This window comes from Bacillota bacterium (assembly GCA_013178305.1).
In the GTDB taxonomy this organism is placed as follows: domain Bacteria; phylum Bacillota; class Sulfobacillia; order JABLXB01; family JABLXB01; genus JABLXB01.
Genome location: JABLXB010000001.1, coordinates 602,656 through 624,968, shown reverse-complemented (window position 1 = coordinate 624,968; position 22,313 = coordinate 602,656). Strand labels below are relative to the sequence as shown.

Genomic DNA, 22,313 nt, shown 5'->3' with positions numbered 1-22,313 from the left:
GCCTATGCCCAGATGGAATACCTGGAGTTGACCCCTGACCGGCAGCCCGTGGATCTCGGGAGTCTATTGCGGAAGGCCGTCGAGAGCGTCGCGTTGCTTGCCGGGGGGAAAGGCGTGGCGCTGTCGGCACGCGGCCCCGATGAACCATGCCTGCTCCAGGGCGACGAACACCTGCTCACGAGGGCTGTGGAGAACCTGCTCGACAACGCGTTGCGTCATACACCGCCCGGCGGCACTATTCACGTCGAGTGGCGGCGGGAAACAGACGGATACGCCTTCACCGTCACCGACTCCGGGCCAGGCTTCAAGCCGCACGACCTCCCGCACGTTTTCACGCCGCTGTTCCGCGGGAAAGACTCGCGAAACCGCCGCACCGGCGGGACTGGGCTGGGGCTCACGGTGGCCCAGCGCATTCTGCGGGCGCACGGAGGCGACCTGAGCGCCGCGAATGCCCCCTCCGGTGGCGCCGTACTCACGCCAGTCTGCCGGCAAAGTGAACCCGGAGGGGCGGCTTCGGAGACGCGGCTACGGAGAAGCAACCCCGGAGAAGCGACTCAGAGCCAAAAGGTTTGCCCGCCCGTTTACCATTCGTTGACTGTGCCCTGACGCGGGTGAGAACTGCCGAGCCGATATGCGTATCAGAGTGACGGTTGTTGCCCGCCAACGACCGAATCAAACCTTGCCGACAAGCTCCAGAGCGCGGCGGACACCGGGGACGTGTCGAGCCTGCTCCCGCCCCCTCCACCGCCTCCGCCGGAAAACACGGGCAGTACGGAGGAAACAGAGGCTATCCAGCAGTACAAAAAGAATAGCCAGACCTCGTTGGCCGACGTGCTCAGCGCCGACCGTAGCAGCGAATCCTTCGTTCGCCAGACCATAAGCAGCATATTCGACGAGCTATACTCGGCGCTGACGGTGTAGCGGCGCCGGTTTAAAGGCATGGCCCTGCCGTGAGGCGGGGTCATGCCTTTGTCTTGGGAGCATGTTTCGACCCCCGCGTGTATAGGATGTCCCTGGGAGTTGCGCAGCAACGGGGTCGTCCGAGCCGCTGTCCGCGGCCGGTCACCGGCCATATCCGCCTTTGCCCCGCGCTGCCCCCGACAACGCTTATCAGGGGGTATTGGTGTATGCTGTTAAGACGCCGGGTTCTTGTTTCGTGGATACTTGTCCTAGTGATGGTGCTCTCGGGAGCTGCGTCTGCGCTAGCCACGCCGGCTGCGGCGCCGTACACGGTAGCGCCGGCTGTCAGTGCGGCTTACGCGGCCATCGTGGCCAACCAGAAGGTGAAGGAAGGCCTGGATTTCCTCAGGGCCGATCACGATGATACTATCGCTGAGCAGAAGACGATATGCGAGATCCCCGCCCCTCCGTTCAAAGAGGAAGTCCGGGCCAGGGACTACATGCAGCGCCTTGCCGCTCTTGGGCTCAAGGACGTGAAGATGGATTCGGAGGGCAACGTGTTCGGCATCCTGCCCGGGACCGGTAAGGGGCCGAGACTGCTGGTGTGCGCCCACCTCGATACGGTGTTCCCCGAGGGCACCGACGTCACGGTCAAGGAGAAGGACGGCAGACTGTACGCCCCGGGCATCGCCGACGACACGAGGGGCCTGGTGGCGCTACTCAGCGTCATCCGCGCATTCAACAAGACCGGCATCAAGACGGTCGGCGACGTCATCTTCTGCGGCGACGTCGGCGAAGAGGGCCTCGGCGACCTTCGCGGCGTGAAGGCCCTGTTCCGCGACGACCCCAACATCGATGGGTTCGTCTCGGTTGACGGAACCGGCAACGGCATCTGCTACCTGGCCACCGGCAGCCACCGCTACGAGATTACCTGCAAGGGCCCGGGTGGCCACAGCTTCGGCGCGTTCGGCCTGCCCAGCGCCACCCACGCACTCGGCCGCGCCATCGCCAAGATCGCCGACCTCCAGACCCCCAAGGAGCCCAAGACCACGTTCACCGTCGGCACCGTGAGCGGCGGCACCTCGGTCAACTCCATTGCCGCGGAGGCCAAGATGCTGGTCGACATGCGCTCCAACGACCTTGCCGAACTGCTCAAACTCGAGGCGAAGTTCCTGGGGATCGTCAAGTCGGCGGTTTCCGAGGAGAACGCCCGCTGGAACAGCGACAAGATGACGGTGAACATCGATCTCGTCGGCGACCGGCCCGCCGGTTCGCAGCCCAGGGATGAGGCGATAGTCCAGGCCGCGTGGGCCGCCTCGAAGGCTATTGGCGTCGAACCTGAACTCGAGGAGCCCAGCAGCACCGACGCCAACGTGCCCATCGCTCTCGGTGTCCCCGGCATCACCATCGGAGGCGGTGGCAAGAGCTTCGGCGGGCACTCGCCGGGCGAGTATTACGATCCGACGGACGCCTGGCTCGGGCCGCAGCAGATATTCCTGAACATCCTAGGCCTGGTAGGTGTCGACGGCGTGAGCGAGCCCCTGCTGGCCAAGGGCGCCAAGAGGCCCATCCTGCTGGAGGTCGGCGGGCGGCTGTTGCTGGTGGCGGTGTCACCCTACCGCGCCGGCGCGACGCTGATGGTCCCGCTCCGCGCGGTCGTCGAGGCACTGAAGGGGGAAGTGGCCTGGGATGCTGCCACCAGGGGCGTTGTGGCGAGACTGGGAGGGCGCACGCTCAGCGCGAAGGTCGGCTCATCCGCAGCCTTCGTTGATGGCGCCCGGCTGGACCTGCCGGCGGCGGTAGAACTGGTGAAGGACACGACGGTTGTGCCGCTGGAGGCGCTGACTGCTCTCGGGCTGAAGGCGAAATTCGTCGAGGCTGCACAGGCGTTGATGGTCTCCTCCGGACAGTGATTTCCGCAGCCAGGCAGAGTCGGTAGGTTAGCAGAGGAAAGGGCTCCTGGCCGTACCCGAGCCGAGAGCCTTTCCGCTGTTTTCTGCAATCCCACGCGTGTCAGAAGGAACACCGCTATGGCCCGCCGAATACTGATCCAACTCTGCAAACGTTTGCAAGAAAAAAGCCTGCTACAGGAGTAAACCATGCGCGTCACAATCAAAGACGTGGCGAAAGCGGCGGGCGTCTCGCCATCCACGGTGTCGAGGGTAATCAATAACGTTCCGGGTATCGGCGATGAAATGAGGACCAGAGTCCGGGCACTCATGAAGGAGATGGACTACAGGCCGGATCTCAACGCCCGCAGCCTTGTGAAACGACAAACGGGCAACATCGCGCTGATAGTCCCCAGGGGCATGTTCTTCGTGTTCTCCAACCCCTTCTTTGCGTTGGTCATGGAGGGGATCGGCGAGGTACTCGACGACTACGAGTACAACTACCTGTTTTGCTCGTCACCGAAGCAGCACCGGAGGATGTTCCAGAGCAGGGTAGTCGATGGTACCATACTGTTCGCGGTGCGTCTTGGCGACCCGTACATATATCAAGCGGAGAGCGGCGAACTGCCGACGGTGCTTGTGGGGAGCTACCTCGATACTTCGCCAATCCCATTTGTCCGGCCGGACGACGAGGGGGGTATCTACGAGGCCGTGAAGCACCTGGCCGACCTGGGCCACAGGCGTATAGCCCTCCTCAACGGACCGCTCAGTTCGATCAAGAGCGTCAAATCGCTCGACGGGTACCGGAAGGCCGTCGTTGATTTCGATCTCGACTACGATGATGATGTGCTTGTTCACTCACTGGAGTTCACTGCTGAGGCGGGTTATTCCGGGGGGATGACGCTGTTCGGCGGCAAGAATCCCCCAACCGCAATAGTCTGCTCGAGTGACCTGATAGCCTACGGTGCCATGAAGGCCGCGTCCGACTGTGGAGTTCGAATCCCGACCCAATGTTCCGTCGTTGGCTTCGGAGACTTCCCCCTGTCGGGGTTCCTGAACCCACCACTCACGACCATGAGGACCCCGCTGAGGGAGATGGGTCTACAGGCTGGCCACCTGCTGCACGGATTAATGAACGGACAAGAGATGCCCCAGAAGAGGGTGGTGGTGCCCACCACGCTCGTGGCAAGGGGCTCCACTTCGGCCCCCGCTATGAGAACGACCTGAGCGAGTTTCACTCCAAATTGAAGAACTGACTACATCTGAAATTGCAAACGTTTGCGAGGTGGTGCCGGCGAGGTGGTAATTGCCATGGTAGTCGTGTTGATTGCGAGGTTCGGTGCTGGAAGTTGAGGAGGTAGGTTGCAGGCGTGAGCGACAAGGGCATGGATTTACAGGAGATCTTAAAGATCACGGTCCCGGACGACAGGGTTGAGAGGTTGCGCCAGTGGATTATGCCCGACGTCCAGGGGGTCAGCAGGGACGTCGAGGATTACCTTATCAGGGAACAGGTTCAGTACGTGAACATCCAGTACGCCCGGTTCCTGGCGGGAATCAAGTTCACCGAGAGAGACGTGGACGAGCTCATGGAAGGCTCCATAGACATCCACGCGCACGGTGGTTCCGAGCCATTCGAGCGGCTGCTGCTCGAGGACGACATAGCTATCGAGGCGACCAAGGCGAAGATGCGTGCTATCGTCATCAAGACGTGGTTTACACCCTCCGCATCCCGTAACGCGCTCGTGCAGAAGATCGTCAACTCCTGGGCCGAGCAGAACGGCATGGTCCCCGTCCAGGTATTCGGCGGCGTGACGCTCAACCAATCGGTCGGCGGTATCAATCCCGACGCCGTCCGACGCTGTCTGGGCTTCCCGGGGATGAAATACGTATGGATGCCGATGATCGATTCGTACCACCACCGCAGGGTCGTATTCGATGACAGGACCGGATCCGGCGTCAGGATTCTCACCGACGACGGCAAAAAGGTAGTTCCCCCGATGAAAGAGATCTTCAAGATGGTCATCGACAATGACCTGGTCCTGGCGTCCGGCCATTACCCGCATTCGGAAACCCGAGTACTGGTCGAAGAAGCGTTGAGCGGCGGAGTGAAGCGGATAGAAATCATACACCCGGCTCACATCCACTCGAAGAACAGCCTCGAGGAGATGAAGCTCCTGGCCAAGATGGGCTGCAAGCTCATGCTATCGGGCCTCGGCACCACATGCTTCCCGCTGCATGAGACCGGGCCTGTGTATGCCGCGCGAATCGTCAAAGAGTGCGGTGCCGACAACGTTGTGTTCGGGTCCGACTACGGCCAGAACTTCAACCCATCTCACGTGGTCGCCACGAGGTGGATGATAAAGCTACTCTTGGCCTACGGGGTCACAAAAGAGGAGATCCGCAAGGTCTTCAAAGAGACGCCTGCAAAGCACCTGGGCCTGGAGTAACGCAGGAGCATACCAACCGCAGGCCTCAGTGGTGCTGACGGTTCCACAGCGGACAAAAAGGAGGAGAATGGAGTCATGAAAAGGACACTAGCCGTTCTGGCCGGGGTTGTTGTGCTGGCGATGGTCTTGTCGTCGTGTAGCCAGGCCCCCAAGGAGATCAAGATCGGTCTCGTTGAGCCGCTCAGCGGCGGCTCCGCGGGCCCCGGCATCAACCTGCAGCGTGGTGTGCAGCTCGCGGTTGATGACATCAACGCCAAGGGTGGAATCAAGGGACAGAAGGTAGTCTTGCTCAGCCAGGACGACGAATCTAACCCCACAAAGACTGTCAACGCGGTAAAGAAGCTGATCTACGAGGACAAGGCGGTCATAATCATTGGCTCGAACACCAGCTCCTGCACCCTCGCGGCGATGGACGTCTGCGCGCAGGCCAAGGTACCCCAGATCACGCCGTCAAGCAGCAGCGATGAGATCACCAAGCAGGGCAACAAGTTCATCTTTAGGGTGACGGCGTCCAACTCGACGCAGGCTAACGCGCTTGTCGACTACTGCGTCAACGAGCTCAATCTGAAGAAGGTAGGCATCATTTTCGCCTCCGATGACTACGGGACGAATGCGAAGGAAGGGGTCATGAAGCGCCTCCAGGAGAAACATAGCCTGACCCCCGTGGCAGTCGAAGCATTCCAGCCCAAGGACAAGGACTTCACTTCACAGCTGACCAAGATCAAGGCCGCCGGGGCCGACGCCCTGTTCTTTCTCGGGATGTACGACCCGTGCGCGCTCGCGATCAAGCAGGCGAAACAGATGGACTACTCGCCGCAGGTCCTCGGACTCGGCGCTCTCACGAATGTGAAGCTCGTTGAACTCGCTGGCGACGCCGCTCTCGGGCTTACCAACACGCAGATGTATGTGCCTGAGGGAAAGACCGAAGCCGACAAGGCGTTTATTGAGAAGTACAAGGCGAAGTACAACTCGCTTCCCGACTACTACGTCGCGCTTGCGTACGACTCCATGATGGTTGCGGCGAAGGCAATTGAGCGCGCCGGAAGCCTCGACCCGGTAAAGATCCGCGACGAACTCGCCAAGACCGCCGACTTCCCGGGACTGGGCGGCAAGCTCACGTTCGACGCCACGGGCGACGTGCAGCGCTCGGTCATGATAGTCAAGGTGGCCGGGGTGAACCCGCCCAAGTACGAAGTGGTCTGGCCCAAGTAGCAACAATTAAGGGATTGTGACCAACCTGCCGGCCAGGGCCGCCCGCGGAACCCGCAACGGTCCCCCGGGCGGTCAACCGGCCCGGCGTTGCCCGAATACCTTTACGGAAGGTAAACACAATGGGACAGGCTCAAATGGTAATTCAGGTAATCGTGCAGGGGGTCGCGATGGGGAGCGTATACGCCCTCATGGCGCTGGGCTACGTCATGATCTTCAAAGCCGTCGGGGTGTTCAACTTCGCCCAGGGTGACATCATGATGTCCGGCGCATTCATGGGGCTCGTGCTATACTCCATCGGGAAGGTGCCCCTCCCCCTGATGTTCATCTTGACCCTGGTTTTCACCGCCCTGCTGGGGGCGGTTATCGAGACCGTCGCATTCCACCCTCTGCTTGAATCGCCTTCGCGGAGCTACCTCATCTGCACTATCGCAGTAGGCATCATCCTCCGTGAAGTGGCCAAGATGATTTTCGGCGCCGACCCTCTGCTGTTCCCCAACTACTTTGGCGGACACGTGCTTCACGCGGGCCCGGTTGCCTTCTCCGGGGACAGCCTGTGGATCATCGTCACGGGGACGCTCGCGGTAACGCTCCTTTTGTGGTTCTTCAGCAGGACGAGGCTGGGCAAGGCAATGAGGGCGGTGGCGGAGGACCGCGAGGTCGCACGCCTCATGGGGATAAATGTGGATGCGAACATGAGGTTGACCTACGCCATAAGTTCAATGCTTGGCGGCCTGGCGGGGATCCTTGTAGCCCCGGCGTTTTACGCCTTTTCCGAGATGGGCAGGTCATTCGGGCTGAAGGCGTTTTCCTCTTTCGTTTTCGGCGGAACGGAGAGTGTGCCGGGAGCCGTCGTGGGGGGCCTGACCATCGGCGTGATTGAAAGCCTTGCTGGGGTCTACATATCCACGCAGTACAAGGACGTGGTCTCATTTGTCATTCTGATAAGCGTGCTTCTGTGGAGGCCCAGCGGCCTGTTCGGTGAAGGGAGGGAGAAGCGTGCGGGGTAGCCCTTCCCCAAAGCCAGCGGAGGTGGGCACTGCGCAACCGCAGACCCTACCACAGGCGAGGACACCGAGCCGGCGGCTGGTGGTCCTGGCTGCTGGTATGGTTGTTGTCTGTCTGCTTCCGCTCATCGTACCCAACCGGTACATTATCCACCTGCTGGTTATGTCCATGATCTACTTCGTGGTCACCACCGGCCTGAACATCTTGACAGGATACACCGGCAAGCTCTCCCTTGGGCACGCAGGGTTCTTCGGTCTGGGCGCCTACGTTTCCGCCCTTCTCTGTGTCCGGGTGGGGTTCCCTGTGTGGATTGCAGTCGCCGCTACGACCGCACTGCTTGCACTGTTCGGCATGGCGCTGGGCTATCCGACGCTGAGGCTCCAGGGTCACTACCTGTCCATCGTCACCCTGGGGACCGGCGAAATCCTGATGCTCATCATCACCAACTGGAAGAGCCTCACGAACGGCCCTGGCGGCCTGCGCGGGATACCGCCGCTTTCGGTGTTCGGATACACGCTGTCAAGCGAGACGTCCCAGTACATCTTCATGGCGGTTGTCTCAGCGCTGTGCCTCTGGGTTACGTCAAGGATCGTCGACTCCCACCTCGGGCGGGCGCTGCGCGCGATCATGGACAGCGAGACGGCGTCGGAGGCGATCGGAATCAATGTCGCCAGATACAGGATCACTGCGTTTGGCATCAGCACCGCGTACGCCGGGCTCGCCGGCGCGCTGTTTGCCCACCTTGTAGGTTACATCAGCCCGTACAGCTTCCAGTCAGCGGAGTCGTTCGCTATCCTTGGGATGCTAGTGGTCGGAGGCATAGGAACGATGTACGGCCCGCTGGTCGGAAGCATCGTTATGACTTTCCTACCCGAGTACCTGAGGGCGTTTACCGATTTCAGGCTCATCCTCAACGCCGCCGTCACAATCATCCTGCTTATCAAGATGCCGAAGGGGTTGGTCGGCGTGGCGGGCGCCTTGGCGAGGAGGTGGCGACGCCGGTGATTCTGCTCAAGGTAAATGGTGTATCAAAGTCATTTGGTGGCCTGAAGGCGCTCAACAACGTGAGCGTCGAGGTCGCGGCCAACACCATCCACTCGATAGTCGGGCCTAACGGCTCGGGGAAGACCACGCTGTTCAACGTGGTTACGGGGTTTTCAAGGCCGACCGCAGGGACAATCGAATTCAAGGGCGAGGACATCACGGCATTGCGGCCATCTGACATAACCTTCAGGGGCCTCGTCCGGACCTTCCAGAACGTGCTCTTGTTCAAGAACCTCACGGTGCTGGAGAACGTGCTGGTCGGACGGCACTGCAGACTGAAGGCGCAGGCCGTTCACTCGGTGTACAGACCGCAGTGGGTCGTGGAGGAAGAGGCGGCGAATGTACGCCGCGCGCGGGATCTCCTGGAGTTGGCCGGCCTGGCTGGTTACGAGTCCGACCTCGCGAAGAACCTGTCATACGGTGAGCAGAAGCGACTGGAACTCGCGCGTGCCCTCGCGACCGATCCCAAGATGGTCATGCTGGATGAGCCGGCCGCGGGCACAACCACGGCTGAGGCCGAGAATCTCGTGGACCTGCTCCGGCAGATCCGTGACATGGGGAAGACAATCTTGCTGATAGAGCACAAGATGGACATGGTGATGTCAATATCCGACCGCGTGAGCGTGCTCAATTTCGGCACGAAGATCGCCGAAGGCAGTCCCGCCGAGGTGATCTCGAACAGGCAGGTAATCGAAGCCTACCTGGGAAAGAGGTGGCTCGATGCTCAGGCTTGAGAACGTGTGTGCCTCATACGGTGAGGGCGCTGTGCTCCACGGCGTCAACCTCGAGGTGGCCCAGGGAGAGATTGTCGCCTTGATAGGCTCAAATGGGGCGGGCAAGACGACTACGCTCAAGACCATAACGGGGCTGCTCAGGCCGACCAGTGGAAGCATCACGCTTGACGGCGACAGCATCGGCGGCCAGCCCGTCGACCGGATAGTCAGGCGTGGGCTGAGTCTCGTACCGGAAGGCCGCCGCGTGTTCGCGAAGATGACCGTTCGCGAGAACCTCGAAGTCGGTGCTTACCTGCGCGGTGCGGATCGCAGCATATCTGAGGACATCGATCGCATATTCAGTCTGTTCCCGGTTCTGTGCGAGAGGGCTAAGCAGCCCGCCTCTGTGCTGAGCGGTGGGGAGCAGCAGATGCTGGCCATGGGGCGGGCGTTGATGTCCAACCCGAGAGTGCTCCTTCTCGATGAGCCTTCAATGGGTCTCGCTCCGATTGTGGTCGACCAGATATTCCAGCTGATACGGGAAATTCACGACAAGGGGACTGCGATCTTGCTCGTCGAGCAGAATGCAGCCCTGGCGCTCGAGGCGTGCCACAGGGGGTACGTTATGGAGAACGGGAAGATCTCGCTCAGCGGCACAGGCTCCGATCTGCTTAAAGACCAGGGGGTTCAGAGCGCTTTCCTGGGGCGGTCAGGGATTGGAGCCAGGGCAAGGGGGGATTGACGCATGCACAGCGTTAAACCGGCATACGCCACCGGATGGGAGGTCCGCGCGGCTGCGCGGGCGGGGGAATGGACCGAGCCTACCCGCGGACTTGCTCCCGGGTACCTCCAGGCGGGGCTTGTCGCTGTCCCGAGGGACCTCGCATACGACTTCCTTCTTTTCTGCATGAGAAACCCCAAACCGTGCCCGATAGTAGATGTCACCGACGTAGGCTCGCCCGAGCCGCGCCGTGCTGCGCCGGGGGCTGACATCCGCACGGATTTCCCCGGTTACCGGATTTACCGGAAAGGCGTAGTCGAGGCCGAGACGACCGATATCATGGCTCATTGGCATGATGACCTGGTTGGGTTCCTGATCGGGTGTAGCCTCAGCTTTGAATGGGCCCTTGAGCAGGCCGGGATCGGGATGCGCGAAAAGCACGAGGTTCGTGGCAACCCGATTTATGTAACTAACATACAGTGTGCACCGTCGGGGCCATTCGAGGGGCCAATGGCGGTTACCATGCGTCCGGTCAAGGGCTCGCAGGTCGCGGACGCGGTGAGAGTCACTGCCGCCCTGCCCCTCGCGCACGGTGCCCCGGTGCACGTGGGGTCCCCCGATAGCATTGGGGTCGATCTCAAGCACGCTGACGTCAACGCGCCGCTTCCGCTTGAACCGGACGACATACCAGTATTCTGGGCGTGCAGCATTACACCCCAGATAATTGCCCAGCGCGTCAAGATCGACTTCATGATTACTCATTCGCCCTCAAAGATGTTCGTCACTGACCTCAAGATAGGAAGTGTCTAGGGCATGAACGGAATGTGGCCCGCGTGACTGCGCGTATAAGCAGCCCGGCTGGAGGTGGCCGAACTTGTGGCAGAGGCCGTGTACGCCGCGGTGGTTGGACGGGCCGCCGGCTTATCGTCGACCTGACTCGGCGCTCGGTACAGGTTGAGGACATCGACCCCGAGATGCTGATGCTTTACCTGGGTGGCAGGGGTCTGAACTCGGCTACAATTCTCGGTCTGGGCGGGCGCGGAGTTGACCCGCTCGGCCCGGAAAACCTGCTCGTGTTCGGCGTTGGGCCTCTCGTGGGAACGCTGGTGCCGGGGGCCAGCCGGTGTACGATTACCGCTATCTCGCCGCTTACAGTGGTCGGGATGGGGCGTGGCACACAGGGCGGCGGTGCGACCGGAGATGGTCAGGCGACCGTACCGGGCGCTGCCGCGACTCCTGCGACCAGCCCCTGCTTTGGGGACTCCAACTTCGGGGGATTCTTCGGCGCGGAGCTAAAGTACTCCGGCTTCGACCAGGTCATTGTCCGCGGTGCTTCTGAAAAGCCAGTGTACCTGTTTATCCGGGACGAGCAAGTGGAGATCCGTGACGCCTCACACCTGTGGGGCCTGGACACATGGGAGTGCGATTCCGCCATCCATCACGAACTGGGCGATGAGGGTGTCCAGATAGCGTCCATCGGTCCGGCCGGGGAAAACCTCGTGCGCCTTGCGGCGATAATCACCCACCTATCCCGGGCTGCCGCCAAGTGCGGCATTGGCGCCGTAATGGGCTCGAAGAATCTCAAGGCGGTGGCGGTGAAAGGAACCGGAGGCGTGCGCGTCGCCAATGCCGACGCGATGCGCGCGGCGTTCCAGGATGCTGTCAGGACCCTGAGCACCGACCCGTGGTCTCAGCAGTACTCCCGGGATGGGACTCCATCACTCATCGAGAGCCACCAGAAGCTCGGCCGCCTCGCTACGCTGAACTACCAGAGGTCCCAGTTCGACGGGTGGAAGTCTCTGTCCGCCACCTCGATGTGGCAGTATTGGAACGGATCGCGGGCGTGCTTCTCATGCCCGCTGCACTGTAGTCATTCCTGCAACATAGATGAGGGCCCATACGCCGGCGCGTGCGGCGAGGGGCCTGAATACGTCACCATCGCCGGATTCGGGTCGAAGCTCGGGAACGCCGACACGGAGTCGATCCTGATGGCAAACACCCTGTGCAACCGCCTCGGCCTCGACACGATGAACACCGCGAGCACGATTGCCTGGGCGATGGAGGCGTGGCAGAAGGGGATCCTGGACGAGGGCGACACCAACGGACGAGTGATGGAGTGGGGCGGAGTCCGGGCCATCCTCGACCTGTTGCCTGCCATCGCTCACAGGCAGGACGACTTCTCGAGGCTGCTGGGCGAGGGCGCGTACAGGGCCGCGCAGGCGGTCGGCCGTGGCAGCTCGGACTTCGTGATTCATTCGAAGGGCCAGGACCCCGGCCTCAGCGACCCGAGGGCCGCCCCCGCGTGGGGACTCGGCTACGCCGTCGCGAGCAGGGGCGGGTGTCACCTGCGCGGGCTGCCCACTGGTGAGACCTTCTTCACCCCGGACGAGGCAGTCGCCATGTTTGGCACGGCGGAGGCTGTCATGCCCCACGGCACAGTGGGGAAGGGCCGGTTGGTGAAGTGGTCGGAAGACCAGCGCGCGGCCGCTGACTCGCTGGGCATCTGTAAGTTTATCGTACGTACTGCCCTTATGTACCCCGAATGGGAGGCGCGATTCTTTCGCGTCGTTACTGGCATCGATATGTCGCCGGATGAAGTCATGCGGGCTGGCGAGCGCGCCGTGAATGTGGAGCGTGCGTTCAACGTCCTCCAGGGTCTGACGAAGGCCGACGACACCCTCTGCAGGCGTTTCCTCGAGGAACCGATAACGTCAGGGCCTTCGCAGGGACACGTGGTCAATCTGGCACCCATGCTCGATGAATACTACGAAGCCCGCGGCTGGGACGTGGCCACTGGGTACCCGAAGCGAGAGGTTCTGGAGTCTCTCGGCTTGAAGGAAGTTGTCTGCACGTTGGAACACGTTGGTCGTCTTTGCGAGCAGATCTAGGTCGTTGTCAATAATGCCACGTGGCGGTAGGGTCAGAAGCGAACTCGTGCCGTACGGCGGTGTCGGTAGTCTTTGCTTCAGTAACCTCCTCCACCTACCATAGGTTTACCGCCCAATACCTCTCCAGTTGAGTCTACGGTAAAGACTGGTATCGTTTTTCACCGAATCACAATGTGCAGGGGGAAACGGAGGAAGATAATCAATGCTCAAACGAATCTACATTCTCCTTTTTGCATCGTCAATAGTAATCCCTGGATACGGGGGCTTCCTGCTCGCCTGTGAAGAAGAGGAAACCACCGTTGCTTCAGGGGCCGAGTCCGGGGCCCGGTTCTCCGACGTCGCGCAAACCTGACGGTATACTCCGCCGTCGCCTGTCGGCCTTCGCCATGACCCCCGCCCCCAGCGGCGATTTCCTGCTAGCGGTGAAAAGAGAATTTGTTGACACGTCCCTTCCTCCCAGTTTAGGATAGATATATAGATATCTATCATTGCGTTCCAGTTTCCCTAGCCTGAGTGAGGTGCTCACATGAGCATTGATAGGCACTCGCCCATCCCTCTCTACGCGCAGATACGTGAGATCCTGCGAGACGAGATACTGCGCGACCGGCAAGAGGGAGAGACGTACACCATTGCGAGCCTGGCCAAGAGATTTGGGGTCAATCGTCTTACCGTAAGGCAGGCCATAGACGACCTGATCCGCGAAGGCCACATATACTGCCTCAAAGGTGTTGGAGTATTCGTTTCACACCAGCGCCCAATCGAGGAAAACGTGAACGAACTGTCCAGCTTCTTCGATGAATGGACCCATCAAGGTAGAAGTGTGAGAACCCAGGTTCGCAGACTTGAGTGGATGCCGGCCCCGTCCGAAGTGGCTGCGGCGCTCCGGATTGCCCCCCAGACTCGCGTTCTGTTCATCGACCGTCTTCGTTTTGCCGATGACATCCCGCTCGTTATCGACTATCGCTGGGTTAGGGCCCCGTGGGCTGACGTACTTGATGCTGACAAGGTAGAGGGCAACGTGGTGCACCGCGTTTTGGCAGAACAAGCGGGGGTCAAGTGGGACGGCCTGGAGATGGAGATTGAGGGGACGGTCGCGTCGGCACGGGAAGCCCGAGATCTGGGCGTTCACAAGGGAAGCCCTCTCCTCGTACGCCGGGTGGTGATGTATGGCGAGGAAAAGGACGAGGCGATAATACGCGGCATTTCCTACTATCGCGCGGACAGGTACCGGTGGAAGGCCTACGTTCGCCGGGTGAAATAGGCCGACCCGCGAGGCCTGACGCACGATCCGCAAATTCACTACGCTGTAAACGGGGGGCTATCTGGGTGTCCGGTGAACTGGAAAGGGAGTATCAGGAATACAAGGAGCAGGGGCGTATTTGGGGTGGTGTACCTCAGGACCGCATCAGGAAGATCAAGTTCCCGAGGGTGCCGAAGGAAGTAGTGGACCAGTTCATGAAGCTGCACGACCTGACGAGTACCATATCGGATGTACTGGACTCCCTGGGATTGAATGGCGCAGTCGCGGCATCGTACATAGCTCCGGTCATCCCGGACAAGAAGATCGCCGGCACCGCGATTACGCTCAGGAGCATTCCAGAGCGCAAGACCACGACCCAGGGGTACTACGACCACGACACAATTCGAATGGCCACCCGCGATGCATATTACCTGGCGGAGCCCGGAGACATCCTGGTTGCGGATTTCGGAGGCAATCTCGACGTCTCGAACATGGGTGGCCAGTCCTGTACTGTAGCCAGATCCTGCGGCCTGATAGGCGCCGTGGTGAACGGGGCAGTACGCGATCTTCCTGCTATCAGGCAGATGGACTATCCGGTATGGTGCCGTGGGCGTACCCCGATAACCGGAAAATTCCGGATTGAAGCCATCGAGATCAACGGGCCGGTAACCCTTCACGACGTTCAGGTAATCCCCGGCGACCTGGTTGTGGCGGACGATTCGGGGGTGTGTATCGTACCTGCCGACAAAGTGCAGCTCGTACTGGAGAAGGTCAGGTCGATTCTCCAGGAAGAGACTCACATGCGGGATCTCATAAACAGGAAGGTGCCGATAGCGGAACTCAAGCCCTTCTACAGAAAGCGATACAATACGGACAGCCCGCGGGGGAACTCATAGATAGGGGGAATTGAGAATGGTTAGCCGTAACCGAACTACAGTATTGTGGCTTGCCGTCGTACTTCTGGCCGTGTTTGCATCGGGTTGCTCGTCGAACGCTTCTCAGTCAAAGGGAGAAGCCTGGAAACCCACGAAACCTCTGACGATAGTAGTCCCATCGAAGCCGGGCGGGGGACACGACACTACCGCAAGGATATTTGCCCAGTTCGCCAGCAAGTACGCAGGTCAACCGGTCAATATCCTCAATGAGGATCAGGGAGCAGGTGTTGTGGCCTACACCAAAGTGCTCCAGGCCCCACCCGACGGCTATACTATCGGGCAGATGGCGATTTCCCTGGTCACCGACCAGTACCTCGTTCCAGGTGTGCAATACAAGTACGATTCGTTCAGGCCGATTTGTCAAATCGCCGCGGACCCCAACTGCCTCGTCGTAAAGAAGGGTGGCCCGTACGACAAGGCGCTCGATGAGTTCATCGCTTTCGCCAAGCAGAACCCCCAAAAAATCAGGATCGGCGTTTCAGGTAACTGGACCAACCACGACTACGTGCGCGAGCAGATAGAGATGGCTACGGGCGTGAAGTTCCAGAGGGTATCGGTAAAAGGTGGGGCTCAGATAGTGATGAGTATTCTGGCGGGAGACCTTGACGCCGGAGTACCGTATCCGTCTGAGATTGCCGGCCAGGTCGACTCCGGTCAGCTCAAAGTCCTCGCCCACTCTGGACTGCAGCGACTGGCAGCGTGGCCGGATGTACCAACCTTCACTGAGAAAGGCATCGCCGTTGACCTCAGTGTCTGGAGGATCCTGGCTGTCCCGCGCGGCACCCCCGACAATATCGCGAAGGGGCTATATGACATCTTCGAAAAAGCCATGAACGATCCGGATCTTAAAAAAGCTTACAAAGATGCAGGCATAGGCTACGTATTCAAGGGGCCTGATGCAACGAACGAGTTGATCAAGGCATCTCATGAGACGTACAAGAAGATCATTGATCGGGCTGGTCTCATGAAGAAATAGCGTGAACATAACACTCGAGTCTGACTGGGGTGCGGCAGGTCATCGCGCCCCGGTCAGACCCGTAAATGGTGATGTGCAGATGGAGCGATTGATTGCAGTAGTCATGCTTGTTGTGGCTTTATTCCTATTGTTTTCGCTGAGGACAGCTCCTCTAGAGGCTGCGGCCTTTCCAGGTGGTCTCCTGGTGATCCTGATGGCATTGAGTGTCCCCCTGGCGGTGCTGAAAGCCGGCTCGACATGCTCGTTCAGAAATGTCCGGGATGTCGCTGCCGGGGCGGCATTGCTGATCGCGTATGTAATCGCGTTGCCTAGAGTCGGTTTCATTGTCTCTACAGTGACACTGCTATTTGTATCGATTATCCTGGCGGGATATCGGGCGAGCAAGATTAAGGTGGCTTTGATCTCCGCCGCAGTGACTGTCGCCATATACTGGCCCTTTGTACACGTTTTTGGCGTGCCCTTGCCTTAAGCCGGGAGGTAGATCGGCCAATTGGGAGAGATAGTCCGATTAGTCATCAGCGGGTTCATTAGTGCCCTGTCATTGACCAACGTGATAGCCATGACCGGCGGTACGCTCCTGGGGATAGTTATTGGAGCTCTACCAGGGCTTTCTGCCACGACCGGCATGGCACTGCTATTGCCGCTGACTTTCGGGATGAGCATTGACGCGGGCCTTCTGATGCTTGCGGGGGTTTTCTGTGGGGCAGTGTACGGAGGGTCGATCTCGGCGATTCTCGTTGGCATACCCGGCACAGCGGCTTCCATTCCCACCGCGTTCGACGGTTTTCCCATGGCGAGGGCGGGCAAAGCACGTGAGGCCATGTTATACTCTTTGTATGCTTCCGGAATAGGCGGCCTCGCCAGCGCGCTCGTACTCATCACCCTCACACCGGTCATCGCAATATGGGCACTGAGGTTTGGCCCGCCGGAGATGTTTGCCCTGACCCTGTGGGGAATATCGATGGTCTCCAGTGTAGTCGGCAAAGACGCGATCAAGGGACTCATCATGGCGGTAGTTGGGCTCGTCGTGAGCACTGTAGGTGCAGATCCCGTCAACGGCTACATCCGTCTTACGTTCGGCAACTACTACTTCATCGGCGGGATCGACTTCGTTCCGCTGATTCTCGGCGCTCTGGCGCTACCCCGCGTTCTTGAAATGATAGAGGACCTCCGCACCAGAAACGTATTCTACGCTGAGTCAACGTCGCGGAAGTGGTATCTTGCTCCCGGGGAGATCCTCCGGTATTGGGGCACAATAGTGAAGTCCTCGATTATCGGGATAATCATAGGAATAGCCCCTGCCGCCGGTCCGTCAATGGCAGCGTACATGTCATATAACGAGGCGAAGCGTTCCTCCGCACACCCGGAGCGGTTCGGGAGCGGAGAGCCAGATGGCCTTGTCGCTAGCGAGACCGGCAACAACGCGGCGACGGGTGGCGACCTGGTGTTGACTCTCGCGCTTGGCATCCCCGGATCGGCCGCCGCAGCGGTGCTGCTTGGGGCCCTCATCATGAAGGGAATCCAACCGGGTCCCCACCTTATGCACAAGAATCCCCAGATCGTCTACACGTTTTTCGCCGGTTTCTTCCTGGTGAATATCCTGTTCTTTCTCTTAGGGCACCTCGTCGTGCAGGTCGGGCACTACATAGTGCGGACTCCGCTGCAGGTTCTGGCCCCAACAATTCTGGTGATTTGCGTGGTCGGAGCATATTCCTCAGCCAACAGTATGATGAACGTGGCAGTCATGGTCATAACGGGCGTCATCGCCTATTGCCTGGGCAAGGCGGGGTTTCCCATGGCGCCGTTCCTGCTCGCTCTCATCCTGGGACCGATCATGGAGGCAAGCTACTGGACGTCGTTGCTCATTGCTTATGGGGATGTCCTCGTGTTCTTCAAGCGGCCCTTGTCTGTTGCGTTCATGGTACTGGCGGTTGTTACCCTGTTAGCCCCTTGCTACGGTACCATTCGCCAAAGACTCGGGCGTATAGGGAAGCCCGCCTGAGCGGCCGGCTACATAACCGACAGCGACACAACCTCGGCGACTGTCGAGAACCGCGAACCGTACAAGAACGGGGTTACGTGGCGATTCTGTTGAACGGGGGAATAGCAGTCGTGAGCGGCAACAACACAGATGAGTCTCGCACGCGCCTGCATGTGGGCCTCGTGGGCGGAGGCAAGGAGGTACTGTCCCTCCTGGAGAGCCTCGCCTCCAGCGAGCTCGTGGAGCTGGTCGGATTGTATCCACCCCCTCAGCACGTGCCGGACGTCAGGTTCCGCATCTTCGGGGATCTTCAAGCCCTGCTCTCCGCGGTGAACCCCGGTGTGGTGGTCGTTGGCGACGAGTCACTGCTGCGCGAGGTAATCGGGAGCAAGGCGGGCTCGACGGAGGTCATCTCCGGACTCTCCTTCGATGCCTTGATGGTCATAGTCGAGGAGAAACGGAAGTTCGACACCATCCTCAACGCAGTTCAGGAGGGCGTGCAGCTCGCCGACAGGAACGGCATCATCCGCTACGTCAACCCCGCGTTCACGTCGATAACCGGAGTCCCTGCGTCTGAGCGGATCGGGAGGAGCGCGTTTGAAGTATCCCCCGACGGGGCCCTGGTAAAGGCGCTGAAGACGGGCAAGGACGTGTTCGGGCTGAGGAACAGGGCGGTGGGTTCGAAAGCCGAGGTCCTGTCCAACGCGTCGCCGATCTTCGTGAATGGGGAAATGGTGGGCTCCGTGGTGGTTTTCCAGGATATCACCAAGATGAACAGGCTGATCAAGGAGCTCGACGAACGAAACCGGCTGATCAAGCAACTCACTAACCGCCTCGAGCAGTTCCAGGGAAGCGAGTTTACCTTTGAAGACATAATCGGCGAAAGCAACCCGATGAAGGAAGCGGTACGGATAGCCAGGAAGGTCGCCGGCACCGATACCACGGTACTCATACAGGGCGAGAGCGGCACCGGCAAGGAGCTGTTCGCGCACGCGATCCACAACGCGAGCCCGAGGCGGAACGGGCCGTTCATCAAGGTGAATTGCGCCGCCATCCCCGAAAACCTCATGGAAAGCGAGCTCATGGGGCACGAACAGGGGGCCTATACCGGCGCCTCCAGGACGAAGGTTGGGAAATTCGAGCTCGCCGATGGGGGGACTATCCTCCTCGACGAGGTCGGAGAGCTCGGGATAGCGGTCCAGGCCAAGCTGCTGCGCCTCCTGCAGTTCAGGGAATTCGAGCGGCTCGGTGGAACGAAGCCGATAACCGTCGACGTCCGGATACTTGCTGCCACAAACAGGGACCTCAAGGCCGACGTGGCGGCTGGCCGGTTCAGGGAGGACCTCTTCTACCGGCTGAACGTGGTGGCGCTCAACGTTCCGTCTTTGAGGGAGCGCGTGGAAGATATCCCCATGCTGGTGGAACGGTTCATCGAGCAGCTCAACAGGCGACTCGGAAAGAGCGTCACGGGAATACTGCCGGAAGCGATGCGGTTGCTGACTGGTCATCACTGGCCCGGAAACGTCCGCGAGCTGGCGAACGTGCTCGAGAGGGCAGTGTTGCTGAGCGAGGAGGATGTGATCTCGGCCACGAACCTGCAGGCATGCCTTCCGCACGGGGACCGGAGTCCGGCGTGGGGGAACCGGGAGGCGGGGTTGAACCTCGCCGGCCTCGAGCGCGACGCCCTGCGAAGGGCTATCCTGCAATACGGCAACTCGACCGAAGGCAAGCGAATGGCCGCCAGGGCGCTCGGGATCTCCCTGGCTACTCTCTACAACAAGATGCGCCTGTACGCCATCAATGGAGACGGCAATTCTAAAGCCTAGTAATAAATTCTTGAAATAAGAAGGCACGCTGGGGTATTCGGACAGGACGCCCCGGCTTTGCTCGCCCAACAACGCTGCGGTTTCTCGCCGCGGCGTTTTCGTTTCTGCGCCTGGCACGGATATTGCTCCAATCTTATTGAAGCAATCTGCATCTGCATACGTGTAGGGGGCGAGGCCTGCTTGGCCACGTGGAGGATAATCGACCATCCCATCCTGGGGGCGGCGCCGGCGGATCGCACGGTAATCATCGACTTCGACGGTCGCCCAGTGGAGGCCATTGAGGGGGAGCCCATCGCGGCCGCCCTGATGGCGGCGGGGGTGGCGTCATTCAGGACGACACCCGTGAGGCACGAGCCCAGAGGGGTGTTCTGCGCGATCGGGCGCTGCACCGACTGTGTCATGACCGTGGACGGCGTCCCGAACGTGCGCACGTGCGTCACCCCGGCGAGGGACGGCATGATAGTCCGGACGCAACACGGTCTGGGCGAATGGAGTGATTCCGGTTGCGGCGATTCGAACTAGCGGTCGTCGGGGCGGGCCCCGCGGGCCTGGCGGCGGCCATCGAGGCAGGCTCGGCGGGCGTCCGGACTGTCGTCATAGACGAGAACCTGAAGCCGGGCGGCCAGCTGTTCAAACAGATCCACAAGTTTTTCGGTTCCTCGGAGCATCAGGCGGGCACCAGGGGGTTTGAGATAGGCCGGCGGATGCTGTCCACCCTGAGCGATACGGGGGTGGAGGTCTGGCTGGACTCGCAGGTCTACGGTCTGTTTCCGGGGTGGACACTCGCCGTCAACCGAGGAGACCGGCACGAGAAGGTGCAGGCTGACAGGGTACTACTGGCTACCGGGGCGTCTGAGAACTCGATACCGTTCCCCGGTTGGACCCTCCCGGGGGTCATGGGGGCGGGTGCGGCCCAGACGATGATAAACGTGCACAGGGTGCTGCCGGGCTCGGACGTCGTGATGGTGGGCTCGGGGAACGTCGGGCTTATCGTCTCGTACCAGTTGCTTCAGGCAGGGGCCAACGTCGTCGCCGTGGTTGAGGCCGCTCCGAAGATCGGCGGCTATGGAGTGCACGCGTCCAAGCTCCGGCGGGCCGGAGTCCCAATTTACCGCTCACACACGGTTCTGCGGGCTACCGGGCCGGGCCGGGTCGCCGAGGTCACCATCGGGATGCTGGACGAATCGTGGCGACCGGTCTCGGGATCGGAGCGGACATTCAGGGCTGACACCATCTGCCTTGCGGTCGGGCTGACCCCGCTGGCGGAACTGGCGTGGATGGCCGGGTGCGAGTTCATCCACAACTCCCGGCTCGGAGGCTTTATCCCGGTTCACAACCGCGAAATGGAGACCACCACGGCGGGCCTGTTCGTCGCCGGCGACATCACCGGGGTGGAAGAGGCGTCGAGCGCCATGGAGGAGGGCCGGCTCGCGGGCCTGGCCGCCGCGTCCTCGCTCGGGCGCATTGGCAGGGCGGAGGCAGAATCCAGGATGCAGCGCGTCTGGGACCGGCTATGCCAGCTGCGAGAGGGGCCGTTCGGCGTTCACAGGCGCCAGGCCAAAGACGATATACTCAGGAAATTCGAGGTCAGGGCCGGCGATTGCGCGACAAGCGAGAAGCCGGCGGCCGGGAAGGAGTGCGCGGGATGAACGCAGGCAACCCCCGGGATGGCGTCGCCTTCACCGGAGTACCGTCGATGGCCGAGCTTATTGCTTCGCCGGGGTTCACGCCCGAGCACTGGTTGCGCCGGGGACCCAGGGCGGTCATCGAATGCGTTGAGGAGATCCCGTGCAACCCTTGCGAGAAGGTGTGCCCGCGCGGCGCCATCACCGTTGGCGAACCGATAACCTGCCTTCCCCGCATTGACCCTACGAAGTGCACTGGCTGTGGGATGTGTATCCCCGCCTGCCCCGGCCAGGCGATATTCGTGGTCGACATGTCCCGCGAAGACCGCGCGCTCGTGTCGTTTCCCTGGGAGTACCTGCCCGAACCGGAGGCCGGCGATCGGGTCGTGGCGTGCGACAGGGAGGGGGAGCCGGTCTGCGAGGCGAGTGTCGTGAGGGTCGCCTGCCCCCGCAGTCACGACCGGACCCGCGTGGTCACCCTGGCGGTACCCCCGGAGCACGCGTCCCGGGTGCGTACGATGATGAGGCCGGCGCCGTGCCGCTGCGGGGAATACGCCGGGCGGGAAGGCGGCGCCGGGCGCGATTGCGGGCCCACCGGGAACGGCGACGGCCTCAGCCACGGCGATGACACGCTTGTCTGCCGGTGTGAGGAGGTCACGATGGCGGAGATCAGGCAGGCCCTGGCCGACGGGGCCACAACCCTGGGCGGGGTGCGGCGGTGGACCCGCGCAGGCATGGGGCTGTGCCAGGGGAGGACGTGCCGGCGGCTCGTTATGCAGGAGATAGAGCGGGCAACCGCCACCCCGCCGGGCGGGGTCGCCAGGGAGACTGTGCGGCCGCCCGTGATGCCCGTGACGCTCGCCGTGCTGGCCAACGAGACCGGCGATAGTCGAGAAGGCGAGGGTATCTGA

At 61.0% G+C, this 22,313-nt stretch carries 21 protein-coding genes; all 21 read left to right on the top strand.

Annotated elements, in window-relative coordinates; translation table 11 throughout:
- The first annotated feature begins 27 nt into the window (after window positions 1-27).
- On the top strand, window positions 28-606 hold the full coding sequence (locus HPY55_02950; protein NPV69590.1) for a HAMP domain-containing histidine kinase: 579 nt from the start codon (window positions 28-30) through the stop codon (window positions 604-606).
- A 569-nt stretch (window positions 607-1,175) separates the two neighbouring features.
- On the top strand, window positions 1,176-2,813 hold the full coding sequence (locus HPY55_02945; GenBank protein ID NPV69589.1) for a M20/M25/M40 family metallo-hydrolase: 1,638 nt from the start codon (window positions 1,176-1,178) through the stop codon (window positions 2,811-2,813).
- Between the two features lie 186 nt (window positions 2,814-2,999).
- Window positions 3,000-4,016, top strand: a complete 1,017-nt coding sequence (locus tag HPY55_02940) for a LacI family DNA-binding transcriptional regulator (protein ID NPV69588.1) — start codon at window positions 3,000-3,002, stop codon at window positions 4,014-4,016.
- 143 nt (window positions 4,017-4,159) lie between these two features.
- Complete coding sequence (locus tag HPY55_02935; GenBank protein NPV69587.1) at window positions 4,160-5,236, top strand: hypothetical protein; 1,077 nt, start codon at window positions 4,160-4,162, stop codon at window positions 5,234-5,236.
- 75 nt (window positions 5,237-5,311) lie between these two features.
- A complete protein-coding gene (locus HPY55_02930; GenBank protein NPV69586.1) occupies window positions 5,312-6,448 on the top strand; it encodes an ABC transporter substrate-binding protein in 1,137 nt (378 codons plus the stop codon).
- Between the two features lie 119 nt (window positions 6,449-6,567).
- Window positions 6,568-7,455, top strand: a complete 888-nt coding sequence (locus HPY55_02925; GenBank protein NPV69585.1) for a branched-chain amino acid ABC transporter permease — start codon at window positions 6,568-6,570, stop codon at window positions 7,453-7,455.
- A gap of 97 nt (window positions 7,456-7,552) precedes the next feature.
- Window positions 7,553-8,458, top strand: coding sequence for a branched-chain amino acid ABC transporter permease (locus HPY55_02920; protein ID NPV69584.1), 906 nt, complete (start codon window positions 7,553-7,555; stop codon window positions 8,456-8,458).
- Window positions 8,458-9,231 carry an ABC transporter ATP-binding protein gene (locus HPY55_02915; protein NPV69583.1) on the top strand — a complete coding sequence of 258 codons (774 nt, stop codon included), beginning with the start codon at window positions 8,458-8,460 and terminating at the stop codon, window positions 9,229-9,231. Before HPY55_02920 ends, HPY55_02915 begins: the two co-directional genes overlap by 1 nt.
- The gene (locus tag HPY55_02910) at window positions 9,218-9,952 is read left to right on the top strand and encodes an ABC transporter ATP-binding protein (GenBank protein ID NPV69582.1); all 735 of its coding nucleotides are present in this window, start codon (window positions 9,218-9,220) and stop codon (window positions 9,950-9,952) included. Before HPY55_02915 ends, HPY55_02910 begins: the two co-directional genes overlap by 14 nt.
- A gap of 3 nt (window positions 9,953-9,955) precedes the next feature.
- Complete coding sequence (locus HPY55_02905; GenBank protein NPV69581.1) at window positions 9,956-10,741, top strand: putative hydro-lyase; 786 nt, start codon at window positions 9,956-9,958, stop codon at window positions 10,739-10,741.
- 23 nt (window positions 10,742-10,764) lie between these two features.
- Window positions 10,765-12,819 carry an aldehyde ferredoxin oxidoreductase family protein gene (locus tag HPY55_02900; GenBank protein NPV69580.1) on the top strand — a complete coding sequence of 685 codons (2,055 nt, stop codon included), beginning with the start codon at window positions 10,765-10,767 and terminating at the stop codon, window positions 12,817-12,819.
- Window positions 12,820-13,021: 202 nt separating this feature from the next.
- Window positions 13,022-13,171, top strand: a complete 150-nt coding sequence (locus HPY55_02895) for a hypothetical protein (GenBank protein NPV69579.1) — start codon at window positions 13,022-13,024, stop codon at window positions 13,169-13,171.
- Window positions 13,172-13,345: 174 nt separating this feature from the next.
- Window positions 13,346-14,080, top strand: coding sequence for a GntR family transcriptional regulator (locus HPY55_02890; protein NPV69578.1), 735 nt, complete (start codon window positions 13,346-13,348; stop codon window positions 14,078-14,080).
- A gap of 59 nt (window positions 14,081-14,139) precedes the next feature.
- Window positions 14,140-14,955: an RraA family protein gene (locus HPY55_02885; protein NPV69577.1), complete on the top strand. Its 816-nt coding sequence runs from the start codon at window positions 14,140-14,142 to the stop codon at window positions 14,953-14,955.
- A 16-nt stretch (window positions 14,956-14,971) separates the two neighbouring features.
- Window positions 14,972-15,970, top strand: coding sequence for a tripartite tricarboxylate transporter substrate binding protein (locus HPY55_02880; GenBank protein NPV69576.1), 999 nt, complete (start codon window positions 14,972-14,974; stop codon window positions 15,968-15,970).
- A gap of 79 nt (window positions 15,971-16,049) precedes the next feature.
- Complete coding sequence (locus tag HPY55_02875) at window positions 16,050-16,439, top strand: tripartite tricarboxylate transporter TctB family protein (protein NPV69575.1); 390 nt, start codon at window positions 16,050-16,052, stop codon at window positions 16,437-16,439.
- A 21-nt stretch (window positions 16,440-16,460) separates the two neighbouring features.
- On the top strand, window positions 16,461-17,972 hold the full coding sequence (locus tag HPY55_02870) for a C4-dicarboxylate ABC transporter permease (GenBank protein ID NPV69574.1): 1,512 nt from the start codon (window positions 16,461-16,463) through the stop codon (window positions 17,970-17,972).
- Between the two features lie 416 nt (window positions 17,973-18,388).
- Window positions 18,389-19,777 (top strand): sigma 54-interacting transcriptional regulator, encoded by a 1,389-nt coding sequence (locus HPY55_02865; GenBank protein ID NPV69573.1) that lies wholly within the window; start codon window positions 18,389-18,391, stop codon window positions 19,775-19,777.
- A 180-nt stretch (window positions 19,778-19,957) separates the two neighbouring features.
- On the top strand, window positions 19,958-20,299 hold the full coding sequence (locus HPY55_02860) for a (2Fe-2S)-binding protein (protein NPV69572.1): 342 nt from the start codon (window positions 19,958-19,960) through the stop codon (window positions 20,297-20,299).
- Window positions 20,281-21,426: an FAD-dependent oxidoreductase gene (locus HPY55_02855; protein NPV69571.1), complete on the top strand. Its 1,146-nt coding sequence runs from the start codon at window positions 20,281-20,283 to the stop codon at window positions 21,424-21,426. The genes HPY55_02860 and HPY55_02855 overlap by 19 nt, the downstream gene beginning before the upstream one ends.
- Window positions 21,423-22,313, top strand: coding sequence for a 4Fe-4S binding protein (locus HPY55_02850; protein ID NPV69570.1), 891 nt, complete (start codon window positions 21,423-21,425; stop codon window positions 22,311-22,313). Before HPY55_02855 ends, HPY55_02850 begins: the two co-directional genes overlap by 4 nt.

Bases quoted from the DNA above. Each gene is read 5' to 3' on its own strand.
- HPY55_02865 (NPV69573.1), top strand. From the start codon at position 18,389: ATGGTCATAGTCGAGGAGAAACGGAAGTTCGACACCATCCTCAACGCA.
- HPY55_02850 (NPV69570.1), top strand. From the start codon at position 21,423: ATGAACGCAGGCAACCCCCGGGATGGCGTCGCCTTCACCGGAGTACCG.
- HPY55_02940 (NPV69588.1), top strand. From the start codon at position 3,000: ATGCGCGTCACAATCAAAGACGTGGCGAAAGCGGCGGGCGTCTCGCCA.
- HPY55_02945 (NPV69589.1), top strand. From the start codon at position 1,176: ATGGTGCTCTCGGGAGCTGCGTCTGCGCTAGCCACGCCGGCTGCGGCG.
- HPY55_02930 (NPV69586.1), top strand. From the start codon at position 5,312: ATGAAAAGGACACTAGCCGTTCTGGCCGGGGTTGTTGTGCTGGCGATG.
- HPY55_02880 (NPV69576.1), top strand. From the start codon at position 14,972: ATGGTTAGCCGTAACCGAACTACAGTATTGTGGCTTGCCGTCGTACTT.
- HPY55_02875 (NPV69575.1), top strand. From the start codon at position 16,050: ATGGAGCGATTGATTGCAGTAGTCATGCTTGTTGTGGCTTTATTCCTA.
- HPY55_02910 (NPV69582.1), top strand. From the start codon at position 9,218: ATGCTCAGGCTTGAGAACGTGTGTGCCTCATACGGTGAGGGCGCTGTG.
- HPY55_02890 (NPV69578.1), top strand. From the start codon at position 13,346: ATGAGCATTGATAGGCACTCGCCCATCCCTCTCTACGCGCAGATACGT.
- HPY55_02905 (NPV69581.1), top strand. From the start codon at position 9,956: ATGCACAGCGTTAAACCGGCATACGCCACCGGATGGGAGGTCCGCGCG.
- HPY55_02925 (NPV69585.1), top strand. From the start codon at position 6,568: ATGGGACAGGCTCAAATGGTAATTCAGGTAATCGTGCAGGGGGTCGCG.
- HPY55_02920 (NPV69584.1), top strand. From the start codon at position 7,553: ATGGTTGTTGTCTGTCTGCTTCCGCTCATCGTACCCAACCGGTACATT.
- HPY55_02895 (NPV69579.1), top strand. From the start codon at position 13,022: ATGCTCAAACGAATCTACATTCTCCTTTTTGCATCGTCAATAGTAATC.